The 16,877-nt window shown below is 34.9% G+C and carries 20 protein-coding genes; 7 read left to right on the plus strand and 13 right to left on the minus strand.

Annotated elements, in window-relative coordinates:
* The first annotated feature begins 104 nt into the window (after window positions 1-104).
* Window positions 105-1,508, plus strand: coding sequence for a branched-chain amino acid transporter BcaP (gene bcaP / locus AC1Q51_RS14670; RefSeq protein ID WP_071731170.1), 1,404 nt, complete (start codon window positions 105-107; stop codon window positions 1,506-1,508).
* A gap of 211 nt (window positions 1,509-1,719) precedes the next feature.
* Here bcaP and AC1Q51_RS14675 read toward each other — a convergent pair whose 3' ends face one another.
* The 3 genes from AC1Q51_RS14675 to AC1Q51_RS14685 form a co-directional block, all read right to left on the minus strand.
* Window positions 1,720-1,923 carry a hypothetical protein gene (locus AC1Q51_RS14675; RefSeq protein WP_000435797.1) on the minus strand — a complete coding sequence of 68 codons (204 nt, stop codon included), beginning with the start codon at window positions 1,921-1,923 and terminating at the stop codon, window positions 1,720-1,722.
* A gap of 79 nt (window positions 1,924-2,002) precedes the next feature.
* A complete protein-coding gene (locus AC1Q51_RS14680) occupies window positions 2,003-4,462 on the minus strand; it encodes a LamG-like jellyroll fold domain-containing protein (protein ID WP_492331579.1) in 2,460 nt (819 codons plus the stop codon).
* A 251-nt stretch (window positions 4,463-4,713) separates the two neighbouring features.
* Window positions 4,714-4,944: a hypothetical protein gene (locus AC1Q51_RS14685; protein WP_253695132.1), complete on the minus strand. Its 231-nt coding sequence runs from the start codon at window positions 4,942-4,944 to the stop codon at window positions 4,714-4,716.
* On the opposite strand from AC1Q51_RS14685, the gene AC1Q51_RS14690 reads away from it, so the two are divergent.
* Entirely contained in the window at window positions 4,859-5,239 is a 381-nt protein-coding gene (locus AC1Q51_RS14690; RefSeq protein WP_225988583.1) for an S-Ena type endospore appendage, read from the plus strand. The two genes, AC1Q51_RS14685 and AC1Q51_RS14690, sit on opposite strands and share 86 nt — an antisense overlap.
* Window positions 5,240-5,292: 53 nt before the next feature.
* Here AC1Q51_RS14690 and AC1Q51_RS14695 read toward each other — a convergent pair whose 3' ends face one another.
* The 4 genes from AC1Q51_RS14695 to AC1Q51_RS14710 form a co-directional block, all read right to left on the minus strand.
* Window positions 5,293-5,637, minus strand: a complete 345-nt coding sequence (locus AC1Q51_RS14695; RefSeq protein WP_000525819.1) for a DUF3992 domain-containing protein — start codon at window positions 5,635-5,637, stop codon at window positions 5,293-5,295.
* Window positions 5,638-5,657: 20 nt separating this feature from the next.
* Window positions 5,658-6,026, minus strand: coding sequence for a DUF3992 domain-containing protein (locus tag AC1Q51_RS14700; protein WP_001277537.1), 369 nt, complete (start codon window positions 6,024-6,026; stop codon window positions 5,658-5,660).
* Window positions 6,027-6,124: 98 nt separating this feature from the next.
* Window positions 6,125-6,730 (minus strand): DedA family protein, encoded by a 606-nt coding sequence (locus AC1Q51_RS14705; RefSeq protein WP_000435017.1) that lies wholly within the window; start codon window positions 6,728-6,730, stop codon window positions 6,125-6,127.
* A gap of 11 nt (window positions 6,731-6,741) precedes the next feature.
* Window positions 6,742-7,023, minus strand: a complete 282-nt coding sequence (locus tag AC1Q51_RS14710; RefSeq protein WP_000733844.1) for a YkvA family protein — start codon at window positions 7,021-7,023, stop codon at window positions 6,742-6,744.
* A gap of 338 nt (window positions 7,024-7,361) precedes the next feature.
* Between AC1Q51_RS14710 and ku the strand changes: the two genes are divergently transcribed.
* Window positions 7,362-8,174: a non-homologous end joining protein Ku gene (ku, locus tag AC1Q51_RS14715; protein WP_000557742.1), complete on the plus strand. Its 813-nt coding sequence runs from the start codon at window positions 7,362-7,364 to the stop codon at window positions 8,172-8,174.
* 18 nt (window positions 8,175-8,192) lie between these two features.
* Here the strand turns inward: ku and AC1Q51_RS14720 are convergent, their stop codons facing one another.
* Both AC1Q51_RS14720 and AC1Q51_RS14725 read right to left on the minus strand, forming a co-directional pair.
* A complete protein-coding gene (locus tag AC1Q51_RS14720) occupies window positions 8,193-8,972 on the minus strand; it encodes a DUF2935 domain-containing protein (RefSeq protein WP_000440991.1) in 780 nt (259 codons plus the stop codon).
* A gap of 14 nt (window positions 8,973-8,986) precedes the next feature.
* Complete coding sequence (locus AC1Q51_RS14725) at window positions 8,987-9,400, minus strand: VOC family protein (protein ID WP_139213335.1); 414 nt, start codon at window positions 9,398-9,400, stop codon at window positions 8,987-8,989.
* Window positions 9,401-9,448: 48 nt separating this feature from the next.
* Between AC1Q51_RS14725 and AC1Q51_RS14730 the strand changes: the two genes are divergently transcribed.
* The 4 genes from AC1Q51_RS14730 (at window position 9,449) to brnQ2 (ending at window position 12,052) form a co-directional block, all read left to right on the plus strand.
* Window positions 9,449-9,664, plus strand: coding sequence for a spore coat associated protein CotJA (locus AC1Q51_RS14730; RefSeq protein WP_001046257.1), 216 nt, complete (start codon window positions 9,449-9,451; stop codon window positions 9,662-9,664).
* Window positions 9,665-9,672: 8 nt separating this feature from the next.
* The gene (locus AC1Q51_RS14735) at window positions 9,673-9,936 is read left to right on the plus strand and encodes a spore coat protein CotJB (RefSeq protein WP_001076510.1); all 264 of its coding nucleotides are present in this window, start codon (window positions 9,673-9,675) and stop codon (window positions 9,934-9,936) included.
* Window positions 9,937-9,948: 12 nt separating this feature from the next.
* Complete coding sequence (gene cotJC / locus AC1Q51_RS14740) at window positions 9,949-10,518, plus strand: spore coat protein CotJC (RefSeq protein WP_000265273.1); 570 nt, start codon at window positions 9,949-9,951, stop codon at window positions 10,516-10,518.
* 217 nt (window positions 10,519-10,735) lie between these two features.
* Window positions 10,736-12,052, plus strand: a complete 1,317-nt coding sequence (brnQ2, locus tag AC1Q51_RS14745; RefSeq protein WP_090978479.1) for a branched-chain amino acid transport system II carrier protein BrnQ2 — start codon at window positions 10,736-10,738, stop codon at window positions 12,050-12,052.
* 38 nt (window positions 12,053-12,090) lie between these two features.
* On the opposite strand, the gene AC1Q51_RS14750 is transcribed toward brnQ2, so the two are convergent.
* The 4 genes from AC1Q51_RS14750 to AC1Q51_RS14765 form a co-directional block, all read right to left on the minus strand.
* Window positions 12,091-14,013: an ABC transporter permease gene (locus AC1Q51_RS14750; RefSeq protein WP_090978477.1), complete on the minus strand. Its 1,923-nt coding sequence runs from the start codon at window positions 14,011-14,013 to the stop codon at window positions 12,091-12,093.
* A 140-nt stretch (window positions 14,014-14,153) separates the two neighbouring features.
* Window positions 14,154-15,158, minus strand: coding sequence for an ABC transporter permease (locus AC1Q51_RS14755; protein WP_098562287.1), 1,005 nt, complete (start codon window positions 15,156-15,158; stop codon window positions 14,154-14,156).
* 1 nt (window position 15,159) lies between these two features.
* Window positions 15,160-16,026 carry an ABC transporter permease subunit gene (locus tag AC1Q51_RS14760; RefSeq protein WP_016082747.1) on the minus strand — a complete coding sequence of 289 codons (867 nt, stop codon included), beginning with the start codon at window positions 16,024-16,026 and terminating at the stop codon, window positions 15,160-15,162.
* Between the two features lie 88 nt (window positions 16,027-16,114).
* Window positions 16,115-16,849: a YwaF family protein gene (locus tag AC1Q51_RS14765; RefSeq protein ID WP_098251171.1), complete on the minus strand. Its 735-nt coding sequence runs from the start codon at window positions 16,847-16,849 to the stop codon at window positions 16,115-16,117.
* Window positions 16,850-16,877 lie beyond the last annotated feature (28 nt).

Raw genomic sequence — 16,877 nt, forward strand, 5'->3', positions numbered from 1 at the left:
ACTACATACCATAACTGTACCTCCATTTCCTTACATACTCTTTTTTAATGGGCTCATACTATAGTCGCAGTTATGGAAATGAAAAAACGGGGGGAGAGTCCACAGTGAAGTCATTATTACGAAAAAAAGCGCTTAGTACTGAATCACCAAAGCAGCTAGATAGAACATTAACTGCACTCGATTTAACGTTTTTAGGGATCGGCGCCGTAATTGGGACAGGGATCTTTGTATTAACAGGTATTGTTGCAGCAAAACATTCTGGTCCTGGTATTATGCTATCATTTCTTATTGCTGCATTTACTTGTGCTTGTGTAGCCTTTTGTTATGCTGAATTTGCTTCTTCTATTCCTGTCTCAGGAAGTGTGTATACTTACGCATATATGACAGTCGGAGAAGTCGTCGCCTTCATCGTCGGATGGTGTTTAATGCTCGAATATTTACTTGCCGTTGCAGCAGTAGCTGTCGGTTGGTCTGGTTATTTGCAATCATTACTACAAGGGTTCAATATACACCTGCCCGCCATAATCGCCTCGGCCCCCGGCGTAGGAAAAGGTGGTCTCATCGATTTACCAGCTGTCTGCATTTTACTTCTTATTACTGGCCTTTTAAGTTTTGGTATACGTGAAAGTGCACGCATTAATAATATTATGGTTCTTATTAAACTAGCTGTTATCATTGCCTTTATCGTAGCAGGTGCAAAATATGTAAAACCTGAAAATTGGACACCGTTCATCCCATTCGGATACGACGGTATTATTACTGGGGCTGCCACTGTGTTCTTCGCCTTTTTAGGTTTTGATGCAATCGCAACCGCTGCAGAAGAAACGAAAAAACCGCAGCGTGACTTACCAATTGGTATTATCGGTTCTCTTCTTATTTGTACTGTTTTATATATGATTGTATCTTTCGTTTTAACAGGTATGGTTCCTTATACGCAATTAGACGTCTCTGATCCAGTTGCATTTGCATTGCATTTCGTTGGTGAGGATACAATTGCAGGACTACTCGCTGTCGGAGCGATGACTGGAATGACAACCGTTCTCTTAGTCGTTATGTATGGACAAGTTCGCGTTTCGTATGCAATGAGCCGTGACGGTCTACTTCCAAAAGCGTTAGCACGTGTAAATAAAAGAGTAAAAATCCCTTTATTAAATACGTGGATTACTGGCGTTGTTGCCGCTTTATTAGCAGGACTTTTAGATTTACATTTGCTAGCGAATTTAGTAAACATCGGCACGTTAACAGCCTTTACATTCGTTTGCTGCGCAGTACTTATTTTACGAAAAACACATCCTGATTTAAAACGTGGATTCCGTACACCTTTCGTACCTGTATTACCAGTTGTCGCGATTCTTTGCTGCTTATATTTAATGATCAATTTGTCTAAAACAACATGGATTAGCTTTGCAATTTGGCTTATAGTCGGCTTATGCTTCTATTTCTTCTACTCTAGGAAACATAGTCATTTAGCTACCGAAAAAACGAATGATGAAAAGAAAAAAGCATAACAAAATAGCTCGCCGTTTTAGCGGCGAGCTATTTTTCTGTACTATTATATTTTTTCGTTAACGATTGTAAAATGAAAAATATGCCAATGCAAGCTGTAAACCATGCCCAATTTCCTATTGGCGTTGCTTATTTAACAATTCCAATACCTACAAGCAATAGGAAAATAATCACCTGATATATGAGCTTCCACTTTTGCATATATTCCCTCCTTTACTTCGTTCCCTTCTTTTTATTCTTCCATGCATTTAAACTATCAAAGAAAAAGTTAATAAATAACGTTCCTAGTCCTGCTAATAAGAAAGTCATTAAAAATAAAACCCAAATACTTTTCTCTTTTAAGAAATAATATCCTACAAGGAGCACAACCGCAATCCATACATATTCAAGAATTCTTTTTAGCTTTTTCTGTTCCAAATTATTCGCTCCTTCATTCTATACTACTTTTAGTATAACAAAAAAGAAGCCTATCATGATAAGCTTCTTTTCTTCTCTCTTATTTGTTTATGCTTTTTTCAACAAGTGAAATCGTATACTCTAATGTACGATTCATCGTTTCTACCTGTGCATCTTTTACTTTTACATCTTTCACTACAGCTTCGGCCACTGTAATTTTTTGACTCAATGCTTTCACTGAACCGTCCGTTACATTTGCATCTTGCGCTTTTTTCACTACTACTTTTGCAGATTCAATATTGATTTGTAATTTTTCTTTCGGTGTTTTCGGTTGTTCTACTACTTTAGATTGTACAAATGTTACATTAGCTGTTTTTAATTCGTTATATGTTTGAACGATTTGCTCTCCCGTACTCCCTACATTTTCAAACACTTGTTTTGCATTATTATAGCTTTTCTCTAGTTCTTGAAATGCTTCCTTTGAATATTGACCTGGTTTATCACCAAATTCATACGTACCAGCTAGCACTTCCTTTACTTTTCCAAGCTCTTCAAATAACGCATTTACTTGCTCTAACTTCGTACGGTTAGAGAACTCATTGTACGCCGCTAATACTTCTGAAGAACTTAACGCTTTACTATATAATTTCGCAAGCGCGATTTGTCCATTTAACGGAATACCACCATTTCCGTTACTATCAGGATCCGCTCCAAATGCAAATGGTACGTTTGGATGATACACTTTCCCAGTAGCTGGCTGACTATTTACTTTTTTACCATCTACGTAAATTGCCACTTCGCTTCCGTTATACGTTCCTGTTAAGTGATATGTTTTGTTTGCTTCTAATTGAACGCCAACACGTTTATAGCTACCACCAATGTGAGCCCATAATTCAACATATCCACTTCCTGTAGACTCAAATCCAATTCCGCCGCTCTCTGTATTTTGCAAAATACCTTGGCCACGGATTTGATTCATTGAAAATACCGTTTCTAGCGTAAATGTATTTGCTACTTTCTCTTTTTGTGCTGCTGAAAATGGAAGGTATCCAAATGTATTAGATTGTCCGTTTAACTTCATCACATTCTTTTTCAATGCTTTATCATATTCAATAGTCACATTGCCTTTCACATCACCTTTTGTACCAAATGGTGAATTGTCTTTAAATGTACCATCTGCAAAGTTTACATCGAAAACATCAGCTTTTGGTACTTTCACATTCGGGTCAATATTATCTTTTTTCGTAGTAATTTCCGCAGTTAACGGCTGTGCGGTTTCATTGCCAAATGAATCAATTGCAACGACTTCAAGTGTATATGTTTTCCCGCCATCTAATCCTGCAAGTGTAAATGTAAGGTCTTTTGGCACTGGATCACGATAAAACTCTGAGAATGCTAACAATTTATTCTTTATTTCTCCCGTTTGCTTATCTCTAGCTTGTACACGATAAGAATGAACAAGAAGGTTGTCCAATGCTTGCGGGAATGTTACTGTTGCCGCATTTTCTGTTACATTTGATACAGCAAGCTTTGCATCCTTAGCAAAGTAAGGCTTTTCTTTATCACGATCTTCTACATGTGTAAATGTTTCTTTCTTTGCTGGTAATTTAATTTTCCAAGGCTCGCCTGTCCAAGAATTCGTATGGAAATCACGACGATTAATCGTTACTTCTTCATCATCTACTTCTACTAATAAACCTTGGCTTAACGTACTAGCTCCTGGCGGGATATTCCCTTGTACTTTACCACCTTCAACTTCCATATAACTTACTGAAGAAGTACCAACTGATGTAAAGTCTTTTTGATGAATCGATCTTGGATCGTCTAACGGATAATGCGAATGACCCGAAAATGTAATAACTTGTGGATATTCCTTTAATACTGTATTAATTTTTGCGCTATCTTGTGTTCCCCATTCATGACTACCGTACACTGTATCTTTAATATGTTGATGTAAAAATACGAAAATTGGTTTTGTTGGATCATCTTTTTGCGCTTTCGCCATTTCTTCTTTTAACCAATTAATTTGCTTGTCTGAATAATATCCATGAGTTGTTCCATTCTCTGGAGACATAACAAGGAAGTGATACCCTTTTACCACTTTATGATAATAAATTGATTCCATTCCTGTTTTTTCTAAGAAACGCTTCTGTGCTCCCTCTACTGATAAACCGTTCCAATAATCATGATTACCTAGAGAATTCATTCGTACCGCATCTTTATTTGCATTTTCATTATATACTTGCATGAAACGATCATACTGTTGTACCGATCCTGAATCAGTAAAATCTCCCACAATTACGAACGCATCTTGCTTCGGTGCTAATGTATTAAACTGTTCAATCGCTCTTTTCCAGCGAAACGTATCATCCGTTCCACTATTTTTAATATGCACATCACTTACAACTGGAAAAACTATCTTCTTCTCACTTGATGCCTTTTCTTGCTTTTTCTCTTCTGCCTTGACTGATGTACTCCACGGAAATGATACGAACGCTAATACAAAAACCATTAATAATCCAATAAGGCCTTTTACTTTTCTTAAAGCATTTCTGTCCACGTGAATCCTCCTCATAATAATTGATTCATTACAAGGGCTATTTTATCTAATACATGTTAATGTCGTTTAAATAACAAATGAACTTTATTAGATTTTTGTAAATATACAGTTAATTAGAAATTAAGTCCAACATTCCTCATACTATTGTATACAACCACCTTTTGTCTAAAAGAGTCTGATCATTCTTTTCCTATGACTATTCACATATAATCTTTTCTATAACGCTAATGATAAGTTAAGGTTTAAGCCTATTAGACAATCTTAATTTTTAATATTTCCTTCTTTTTTAACACATCGGCCATGCTTTTACATTTAATAGTAGTAAAAGACAACTTAAAAGGAGGGGTTGTATTGAAGAATAAAAAAAATATCGGCTGTTTCGCTCCTTTATCTATCATTTGTCCAGACCCTTGTCCACCGCCCCCTCCTCCAAATCCAAATTGCGAGCGAGTAACAAATGAATTTGCAGGGAATTTCCTCATAACTAATAACACCATCCCCTCTGCCAAAGATGCGTCACAATCAATGATACTATGGCAAAGTGATGGGATACTACTTATATCAGGTACTGTCTCGGTTTACAATAGTACTAGCAGCACCAAAGCAATTACAATTCAAATCGTTGGAACAGTAACCAATATTTTCACTGTTTTTCCTGGTAATACAATATCGTACACAGGAAAAGACCTACATTCTGTCAATATTATCAATATAACAAGTAATCCTTCACTATATTTAGAAGGCAAGTACTGTTGCGAATTTACATGTTGCTTATAGAATACCAATTTCATTACTTTCTAAAAAAAGCATACCATTTACGGTATGCTTTTTTATGAAATTGGATAACGTACTGTAATACAAAACTCGCCTTGATTAACAGTCGTTCCTGTCGTAGTAATTCGGACAGTAGTAAAATATCGGACAGTGAAAGTACCACTGCTTTGTGGTTGTACAGTAATTGTATCAACTACTGTTGCACCTACTAAAAAATCAACTGTAATCGGGTTGGCTCCTACATCATATTTCACGTAACCTGAACCATATACTTCTTGCGTGATATTATTTGTATATACAATTTGAGTACCAGCACCTGTAATAGACCAGTCTGTACATACTTGGTCTTGCACAAGTGTTTTATTAGAACAACAAGACAAACTGGAACTTCTCATTCCCATTTCGATCCTCTCCTATTCTGCTATGAAAGTGGATAACGTGTTGTAATACAAAATTCTCCCTGATACGTTCCAGCAGGTGTTGCAGGTAACACAACTTGTATACTATCAAAGCGGCGATACGTAAAAGCAATACTCGTTCCTGGGTTTAATGTTTGTGTATCAATTGTACCCCCAGCAGAATCAAGTACCTCTACAGTAATTGGGCCTGGTCCAACATCATATTTAACAAAACCAGTACCAATTACGTTTTGGTTAATATTATTTGTATAGAGAACATTATCAATTGCTGTTGCAACTACAGTAGCAGACCACGGACTACACACTTTATCTTGCACATAATTTTTATCTGGACAACAAGTTAATGCTGACCCTGAGCACTCACAAGACATAGTTGTTTCCCCTCTCTCTTTTATATTCCCTATATGTGTATGTCCCTCAGAGTCTTTTGCCTGTACTATTCATCTATTTTCAAAAAATATTCAAATGACTAGATAGATTCCGTTTTGTTTCTTTTCTTCATATATTTATAGACAAAGATACTAGCAACGATAAGAATAACGCCCCCTAATATCGGTAGCATATATTGCCCAACAACATCTGCTGCTTTTTCCCAATGCGGACCTAATTTCATTCCAAAATAAACATACAAAGTCGTTAACGGGAACATTGCTACAAATGTATATATGCTGAATTTCCATATGTTCATTTTCGCCATACCGCATGGAACAGAAATAAGCGTTCTAACTCCTGGTACAAAGCGTCCAACAAATGCTACAACTGGTCCATATTTCTCAAAGAAATCATCTGCTTTTTGAATTTGTTCTTCTTTAATAAAGAAGTATTTTCCGTATTTTATTAATAGCGGACGACCACCGTAATAACCGAGTGCGTATAACGTTAACGGTCCTGTCGTTCCGCCAAGCGTTCCGGCTAGTACAGCAAGCCAAAAATTCATATCACCCTCGTATACCCAATACCCAACCATAGGCAAAACTACTTCTGCCGGAATAAATTCAAACGTTAATGCTAACACAACTCCAAAATAAGAAAACTGCTTTAAAAATTCGATTATATCTAAAATAATTTGCTCCATATTTTTAACTCCTATCCTACATTTACGTTATGCTTTTCTTGTAATTGAACTGGCGCCATTTTTACAATTCGGTTCAAAATAAATAACACAATTCCAATATCATCTAAAATACCGATAAACGGCAGGAAGTCTGGAATTAAATCGAGCGGCATCGCAACATAACCAACTAAAAACGCAATAGATAAAATTTTCTTCTTTATTGAAACCTCTTTTGAAGTGAAAAAGTCAAATAGGAATGGAACAAATCGGCGAACATGAAATACAACTCTTAATCTACTAATAAGTTTTTTCATTTTTATATCTCCTCTCTTTGTATACGAAAAGGACCCTACCAAATATGGTAAGGGTCCTCAAAAAGACAGAAAGGGGCCTTTACCATTGCTGGTAAAGGTCTCACTAACAACGAAACGTTGCCAATAAAGCCGAGGGTTTCTCCCTGTAATGACGACTTTACTGTAATAAGTTACTCCCCTTTATACACAATTTTATACACTCACATTAAAATATTTCAGAGGGCTTGTCAATATATTTTATATCCCAATCCCTTTCGTAAAAAACAAAAAACGTATAGGAAATTTCTTACTATCTCATAATATACATAATCATTTTTGAACGAAAGGAGATGTTTCATTTGCATACTGTATGGAAAGGTGCACTTTCACTTGGACTATTAAATATAGGAATCAAACTATATAGTGCCGTAGAAGAAAACGACATAAAATTTTTAAGTCTTCATAAAGAATGCTTAACACCTATTAAATATAAAAAATTTGCTCCTGATTGTACGGATGAAGAAATTGATGATAAAGATATTGTAAAAGCCTATGAATACGCACCTCATAAATATATTATTATGGATGAAAAAGAATTAACTGAATTACAACAAGCTCATGAACCACGATCCATTCGTATTATATCTTTTGTCCAAAATAACGAAATTGATTCTGTTCTCTATGATCGCTCTTATTTTATAGGACCTACCCTAGGACATGAAAAATCATATTTATTATTAAAAGAAGCTCTTGAACGTACGAATAAACTTGGTCTTATCCATATTTCCATTAGAAAAAAACAACATTTAGCTATTATCCGTAACTTTGAAGATGGGCTTATATTACAAACTATTCACTACCCTAATGAAATTCGCGATATAACAAATACACCTAACTTACCAAGTAATGAAAATTATCCGATTCAAAAACAAGAACTCACAGCAGCAATCAATTTAATCCACCATCTTACAAATCCTTTCGAACAAGAGTTATATACAGATGAATATAAAGAAGCTCTTACCGAATTAATCGAAAATAAAATTGAACAACAGGAAAAAACCGAAACCATCTCTCCTGCTCCAAACATCATCAATATTATGGAGACATTACAGGCAAGTATTGAACAAGCAAAAATAAAAAGAGACAATAAAACAGAAAAAGAGGCCAAATAAAATTGACCTCTTTTTTCTTTAAAGCGGATTACATTTTGGCATCTCAAGTCCAGAAGATTGTGCTAATTTTAATAAGTAATAACATTCTTCTCTTGCCATATGATCCGCCATTCTAGCAGATAATGCACTTAATATTTCATTCGATAACTCCATCTCTTCAACCTCATGGAGAAAATGCGAAAATAATTTTAACTCAAGTGAAACATCTTTTGTAAACTTCTTTAATGCAGGAAAATGATGAAGCTCTGTCCGTAAATAACCTGTCATCTCAACTGCCTTTAAGTAAAATTGTTCAAAGTGCTTCGTAAATTCTTCACTTTTCTCTTTCAATCTTTTTTCAACAAGATCTAATCCACCAGAAATAGAGCCTGCATGACCAGCCGCATCCGTTAACCAAACGAGATGGTAATGTAATTCATGAAAAACAGGCGGAACTTCTCCTTTCTTTAAAAATTCTAACACCGTTATATATTCTTCTACTTCGTTTACCATATGATTGATGAAAGTTGGCGTAAAATGAATAGTGATTTTTCCCTCGAGTTGTTTCTGTATAATACTTAATTTAAACGTTCGTATTTCCTTTGCGGCTCGTTCTGCCTCTTTTGAAAATGCAATGAGATTCACATTATGAACTTTATTTAAAAGATTCGTAAATGTTTCAAGAAAATATGTGGCCTTCTTTATATCTTCTTTTTCCTTCGGAGCTAATGCATCAAGTAAAAATTGCGAATGATCAGTAAGCACCCTTAGCCAAAATTGATGCTCAAACAACGCACTTTCTTCATAATTCCTCTCCACTAAATCACCTCCGTTTATTCACCCTTCTCTATCACTTGAAGTTTATATCCATCTGGGTCTTGTACTACAATACTCTTCTCACTTTTGTTTTCTGTATATGCAATTTTATAAAACACTAACCTCTTCTTTAAATTCTCTATGTTAGAAATTGAAAACATTAGAACATCAACCGCATCCGTAACACTCTTCTCACGCCCACCCAAACTACGATTCATTACAAAACTAATTCTCGTTGAATCAGTATCATACCAAACCCCTGTTACATCTAATTGGGGTCTTTCTAAACTAGGCTTGATTCCTAAAATCCCTTCATAAAAATACAGAGTTTCCTTTAAGTTCTTTACTTCTAACACTATTAAATTCTTTACATTCTCCACATTCATTCCCCCTGTACTTATTACTTTTTTATATGTGTCATAAATGCTCATTATGTCTGAATACAATACGTAGTAATGAAAATGTAAGGAGGTTTATTCATGAATAAATATATGAGATCATTCGTGCCCTATCATAGTCCTCTCGATCCTTGTCCTCCTATCGGAAAAAAATATTATTCTACTCCTCCTAATTTATTTTTAGGCTTTCAACCGCCAAACTTGCCTCAATTCACACCAAAAGAAGCACTACAAAAAGGGACTTTATGGCCTGTTTTTTATGACTATTATGAAAATCCTTATAAAAAAGGGCGGTGACTACTGACGTGAATCAATCGCTACCAGAAGAATACTATCAGCTTTTACTGGAGCTTCAAGAATTAGACTTTGTACTAGTTGAACTCACTCTTTATTTAGATACACATCCAGATGACACCGCCGCGATTAATCAATTTAATGACTTTTCCTATAAGCGGAGAGTATTAAAACAAAAGATGGAAGAAAAATACGGACCACTCCAACAGTTTGGAAACAGCTATTCTAATGCCCCTTGGGAATGGAGTAAAGGTCCTTGGCCATGGCAAATATAAAGGAGAGAAACTATGTGGATTTATGAAAAGAAATTACAATACCCAGTTAAAGTGGGAACTTGTAATCCCGCACTTGCAAAATTATTAATCGAGCAATACGGTGGTGCAGATGGAGAATTAGCTGCTGCACTACGTTACTTAAATCAACGTTATACAATTCCTGATAAAGTCATTGGCCTACTTACTGATATTGGTACAGAAGAATTTGCTCACCTTGAAATGATTGCTACGATGGTTTATAAGCTGACGAAAGATGCGACCCCTGAACAAATGAAAGCTGCTGGTCTTGACCCTCATTACGCTGATCATGACAGTGCTCTTCATTACCATAACGCTGCTGGTGTTCCATTTACTGCAACCTATATACAGGCTAAAGGTGATCCAATTGCCGATCTATACGAGGATATTGCAGCTGAAGAAAAAGCACGCGCAACATATCAATGGCTCATTAACTTATCAGATGATCCAGATATAAATGACAGCCTACGCTTCTTACGTGAACGAGAAATTGTCCATTCACAACGTTTCCGAGAAGCAGTTGAAATTTTAAAAGAAGAACGCGATAAAAAAATATTTTTTTAAAACACGTATCCTAGCGATATGTGTTTTTTTATGTTAAAAGTTAAATCCTTCCTATTAAACATATAAATAGTATATTTATTCGATTTAATGCATTATTTTTTAATATTTTCAAAATTCCCTATTGCTTTCTAGTCATCAGACCTTTAAAATAATAACAGTTACTCGACAAATTATTTGAATTTTCGACAAAAACACTCATTAGGAGGATTTTCTTTATATGCATACAACTTTAAAACCAGCGCAAATACTTTCGATTAGTTTATTACTATTCGCAGTTTTCTTCGGTGCTGGTAATATGATTTTCCCGCCCCTTCTTGGTCTTTCTTCCGGAGAAAATATGTGGGTTTCCATTACAGGGTTTATTATTACAGACGTCGGTTTATCTTTACTTGCTATCGTTGCTGTTGCCCTTGCTGGTGGTAGTTTTAACACTTTAGCGAGCCGTGTTCATCCAAAATTCGCAGCAGTATTCGCTATCATTATTTATCTTTCAATCGGCCCACTATTTGTTATTCCACGAACTGGATCTGTATCTTATGAAATCGGGATTGCACCACTTTTCCCAGATCAATGGTATTCTATGTTAGTTTTTAGTGCGATTTTCTTCACAGTCGTTTACTTCTTATCATTAAATCCATCCAAGCTAGTAGATCATATCGGTAAAATATTAACGCCAATTTTACTTGTAATTATTGCAATTATGGCAACAAAAGCGATTCTTTCACCAGGAACGTTTGCAGAGCCTATCGGTGACTATAAAGACATCCCGTTTTTCAAAGGATTTCTTGAAGGATTTTTAACATTAGATGCAATTGGCGCTCTCGTACTATCAACAATTGTTGTAAATGCAATTCGTCAAAACGGTATACAAGAGAAGAAATCTATCGCAAAATATACAATCATTTGCGGAAGCATTGCTGCTCTATTCTTAACAATTGTTTACTTCTTACTCGGTTATATCGGAGCTTCAAACGGGAACTTAGGGCAATTCGAAAACGGTGGTCAACTATTAGCTATTGTTATGTATCAATTCTTTGGGACAAGCGGTAATATTTTATTAAGTATCGCCATTATCTTCGCTTGTTTAACGACGGCAATTGGTGTTGTAAGTGCATTTGCAAATTACTTCACAACAGTGCTAACAAATGTTTCATACAAAAAGCTTGTGCTATACGTTTGTATCTTTAGTTTCGTTATTTCAAACTTAGGATTAAGCTTATTAATTAAAATCACACTACCTGTATTAATTATTTTGTACCCAATTACGATCATTTTAGTTTTCGTATCATTTATCGATAAATATACGAAACGTAAACCTTCTGTCTACATTGGAGCGATGATCGCAGCATTTATTATTAGCTGTATTCATGCACTTGATAATGTGGAAATGATACCAGGTTTTATCGCTAATATTGTACACACGATTCCTTTTTATAACTTAGGAATTGGCTGGATCATTCCAGCAATAATCGGTGGTATAATTGGATACTTTATTCCGCAAACAGAAGCGGAAGGCGAAGTCTCTACAAAATAAAGAAAAGAAGCAAGCATGAAATCCATGCTTGCTTCTTTTTATCTTCTATTATTAAATACAGTATTTGTGTAAGAACGAACAGTTAACATATAATAACCAAAGTAGATTATGATATACACTCCTATACTACCTAGTAAGGGAAGACTATATTCAAACATTCCTGTAAAACCCATCAAACTTAAAAATGCAAAGAACGTATGAACAATCGCAAGAAATAGTGGTACTAAGAATATTGCACCTACTTGCTTTCTTACAGATTCCCTTGCTTCCTTTTTCGTTAGTCCGATTTTCTTTAACATTCCGTACGCCGGTCGCTCTGCCATCGCTTCTGTTATTTGTTTAAAGTATAAAATACAGCCTGTTGCAAGAATAAAGACAATCCCTAAAAATATACTAGCAAATAATAACACTGCACCATCTTGCAATTCAGATTGGCTCGCCTCTTCAAATGATTGGAATTTCACTTCTTTAGGAATGATTGTCCCTAGCTCTTTCGTTAGCGCTCTATTACCGTTTCCTTCAACGATAAATCCACTAACTGTTGAAACATCCTTTCCTTGCTGCAACTTATTAAATAACGAATCTCGAACAACAAGCCCCACTGGTGCAAGTTTCGCACTCATAATTGTTTCCTCTCGATGATTAACGATTGTAATATCGTCCTTCATCCCTTCAAAGAACACATTGTTTCCTTCAAGCGAATTCTTTTCGATGTTATATGATTTATACGGATCTAATAAAACAACTTCCTTTTCAGAACCGAGAATAACTTGTTTATTGCCTAATATAGAAGCTGATTTATTATAATCTGTCACTTTTATCATTTGCACATTACCATTACCTATTAAATACCCTGTTAATATTTGTTCTCCATCTATCTTCCCTTGCATAGACAGCATAGCTACAGACGTTTCATTTTTAATTGCTAATTCATGTTTTTGAATTTCTTCTCTAACCTTCTTATCTAGTTCCTTTCCAGTTGTTACATACTCATAACTAACTGGATTCATTAAGGTCGCTGTCTTCTGCGCCCCATAATACATACTGGAACTCACCCCAATGGTGCATAATGTTACCGCACTTAATAAAGATAATAACGCAAGCATCTTTACGTTTCCTTTTATTCTGAAGAACAATGAAGAAATCGATAAAATGTTCGTTCCATTCCAATATTTCGTTTTATCTCCCTTGATTGTATGGAGTGATTTCACTGTATATTGCTCAAATAGTAAAAACGTACCTTTTACAATACAGCCAAAAATAAGTAGACCTGTAATAAAAATTGCTCCAAATCCAAAAACTTGTGTAAGTAACGCAATGATATAACCTGTAATTAATAAAACAATTGCTCGTTTTGCCTTCTTACTTGAATACGTAGGTGCCTCTTCTTTTTGATTTTCACCATATAGTAATTCAACTAAACGATGCTCATAAATTAACTTTTTACTTTTCCATGATGCAATAAAGAAAATTGCGCCTATCGTTATAAGAACTTCTACTATAGATACAAATGAAATCGTAAATGTAAAAGTAAACGCACTTCCCATTAACTTCACGAGAAGCCCCGCGCACATATTCGCTATAAATAAACCAGCAAGAATACCTAATACACTTGCCGCACCACCAACTAATAATGTTTCATAAAAAAGTAACTTCGCGATTTCCTCTTTACGGATACCTAGTAAACTATATAGCGCAATTTCTTTTTTCTTCTTTCGCAAAAAGAAGCTATTACAATAAAAAATAAATACCGTTAAAAAGATAATTAACAATATTTGTGCAAACGTAAATGTCGTTTCCACCTTATCCGATTCTTTTAAAAGAGCTACTACACTTTCATTTCGTTTAATCGATACGAATGTAAAATAAATAATAATGCTACCTACTAATGAAATAAAGTATAGAAAATAATCTTTTATATTTCGTTTTATACTACGTTTTGATACTTCTAAAAAATCCATCGTATACCTTCACCCGCTCTCGTATTTCTCTATACATAAAGTGTATACGAAATTGTATTTCTCCCCTATCGATTTTCATTACATCTCTCTTACGATATTGTAATATAATAAAATAAAAAGAACCTAGTTTCCTAGGTTCTTTACATCGTATGTTTAAACGTAAACAACTCTTCTTTCGACTGCACAACAGATTGTTCCTCTTCTACAACATCCTTCTTTAGCTCTCCTCCTAACCTTACTTTCATCATCGCCTCTTCGATACTTTTTACAATCATATTTCCTGAAAAAATAGTAAGTCCAAAAAATGTAATTGGGACGAGAGGGATCCATGGATTCACTGTTAATGATCTAAAATAGACTCCAATTAAACCTGACCATTCATGTGTGTAAGAGTCTATTTCTTCTATCGGTCCTAAAAACTGAACTGTTCCGCCAAAGAATATTTCCAGTAATCCTAAGTGCAGTAAAATAGTAAGAGTTTGCGTAAACTGCTGAAAAAATACAAGTATAAACGTCATATAGAGATGCGGGAAAATATGCTTTATAACAATATGTCTTCTCGATCCACCTAATATGCGCGCGGCATCAACAAATTCTTCCGTTCGCAATTTACGAACTTCCTTCGCCACATACAGTGCAATAACTGGCATTACAAGCAGTACAAGTAATACCACTTGAAACGAAGCCCTTTCAAAAAAGGTTGTTGTCTCCTCTCCGCTTCCAAATGTATTTGCAGATTGAAGAAAAAAATACGCAATCATAACTGTCGGAATAACTGTAAAACTATCAAAGAAAGCCTCAATTTTTGAAAATCCTCTTTTTATATACGTTCCGAGTACGACACCGAAAAACACACCTATTACCATTCTAAGTGCCGCAATTAAAATAGATATACCAATCGTCCACTTCGCGCCCTCAATGACTAAATGTAACAGGTCATACCCTTTCCGGTCTGTCCCGAGTAAAAATTGTAATGAAGGTGGAAACGGTGGCACTTGTGGATTTTCATCCGCATCATATTGCAATGTAACTTGTCTAATATGTCCATCATTCCATAACGTATTTCCGATGCTCAAAAGAACTAATAGGAGAAGAAACCCAATGCTTATCCAAAATCTTTTATCACGTTTTATATACGTCCACATATTATAATCTCTCCTTCATCGCAGCCGGAATGAGATAATGAAACAATTTAAATAAAATAAAAATCGGAATATATATAAGAAGCACACTAACGATGAAAACCTCAACTCTAATACCGAAATACGATTTCAAAAACATAAAAATACCACCCGTATTAAAAATCCATTCTATAATATATAAATTAGATAACATAAAAAAGATATTCGTTTTCGCAAAGAATAATGTACTAAGCAACACATTTCGTAAAATATGACGATTTAAAATATGAAAGCGCCCCAGCCCTTTCGCCTTAGCAAATAGTACATAATCTTTTTCTAGTTCATTTTCAAAACGAAGCACGACCATTTTTACAAACATAATCGTAGTCGGGATGCTCAAACACAATATTGGCAACCCCCTAATCGACTCGCCTCCAATTGAAGCAATTTGAAAAGGTAAAAAACCTGTTTGTTTAAAAAACCATACAACTAAAATTTGTGATACTAAAATAAGAAGGATATCTGGAATGGATTCTAGGAAGATAAGAAATGATTTAATTCGATGTTGTATACGCGGTGAACTACTCATAATTACATAAACAATACAAAATGCTACAAATAATGAAATAAAAAAAGCCGCTAAAAAAATAATAATCGTTTCTTTATAATGGACGAACAACTGCGGAAATAAAAATTTACCTTTCACATATTGCAAATTGGAAATATCCATTAAGTTCACAAACACTTCTTTTAAACTCTGTATGTACCTTGATGCATGCAGCTCAAATCCATAAAATAATTTCGGCAGTGCCCCTAAACAAATAATACCCAAAATCGAAATAATAAATTGAACCGTCACTTCCATCCCATTCAGAAAAACTTTTTTGACCACGTTTTCCCTTCTCTCTCTATATAATTTACCCCCTAATTTTATTCTTAATTTTCTGAATTGTAAATGTTTATATAAAAAAATCACTAGGTTATGATCCTAGTGATTCTTTATGCGCATGCCCTTCTCTTTTCACAAATGGCATATACAAAATAAAACATCCAATAAGCGCAGCTATTTCTAATGAAATAATATAGTAAGGATGCGGCCCTAACATATCAAGTAATGAAGCTGTTTCTGGCTTATGAGCTAAAAACATATAATTACCACCTGTTTTGTAATTTACAAACGAAACAATTGGAATCAATATGTTTAAAAATATCATTGTGCGTTTAATAGATTGTACTGTCGGACGATATCCTTCCACCCAAGTCATAAAGAGTGGTGCCCAAATGAGCAATATATGCGCGATAAAATATTCAATGAAACGAAAATGCGGAAAAGCATACTGCAAGTTTGGCGTTAAAATAGCTTGTGATGCACCAATAATTCCCGTGAAAAATACAATCTCATATATGCGGTAACTTTTCGTTACGATCATAATCGACGCTAATAATAAACTAATCGTACATAATTCAAACGGTAATGAAGTAGCTAGCTCAAAAATCCCCGCTTTCCACTCCCACATATGAAGCCCAATTTCACTACCTATAAATAAAAATGCAATTGCATATCGAACCGTTATATTCCACTCACTTTGACGTAATACATCTTGGTATTGATACAGAAAAAATATCCCCACCAACATAATAAATAATATAATGGCATGTTGCCTTGAGTATGGAATAAACGATTTTAATGGATGCGCACTAAAATAAGCTTCCATCTTCCTTCCTCCTCTCCTTCATACAATA

It is taken from the genome of Bacillus sp. MT94 (assembly GCF_058792475.1).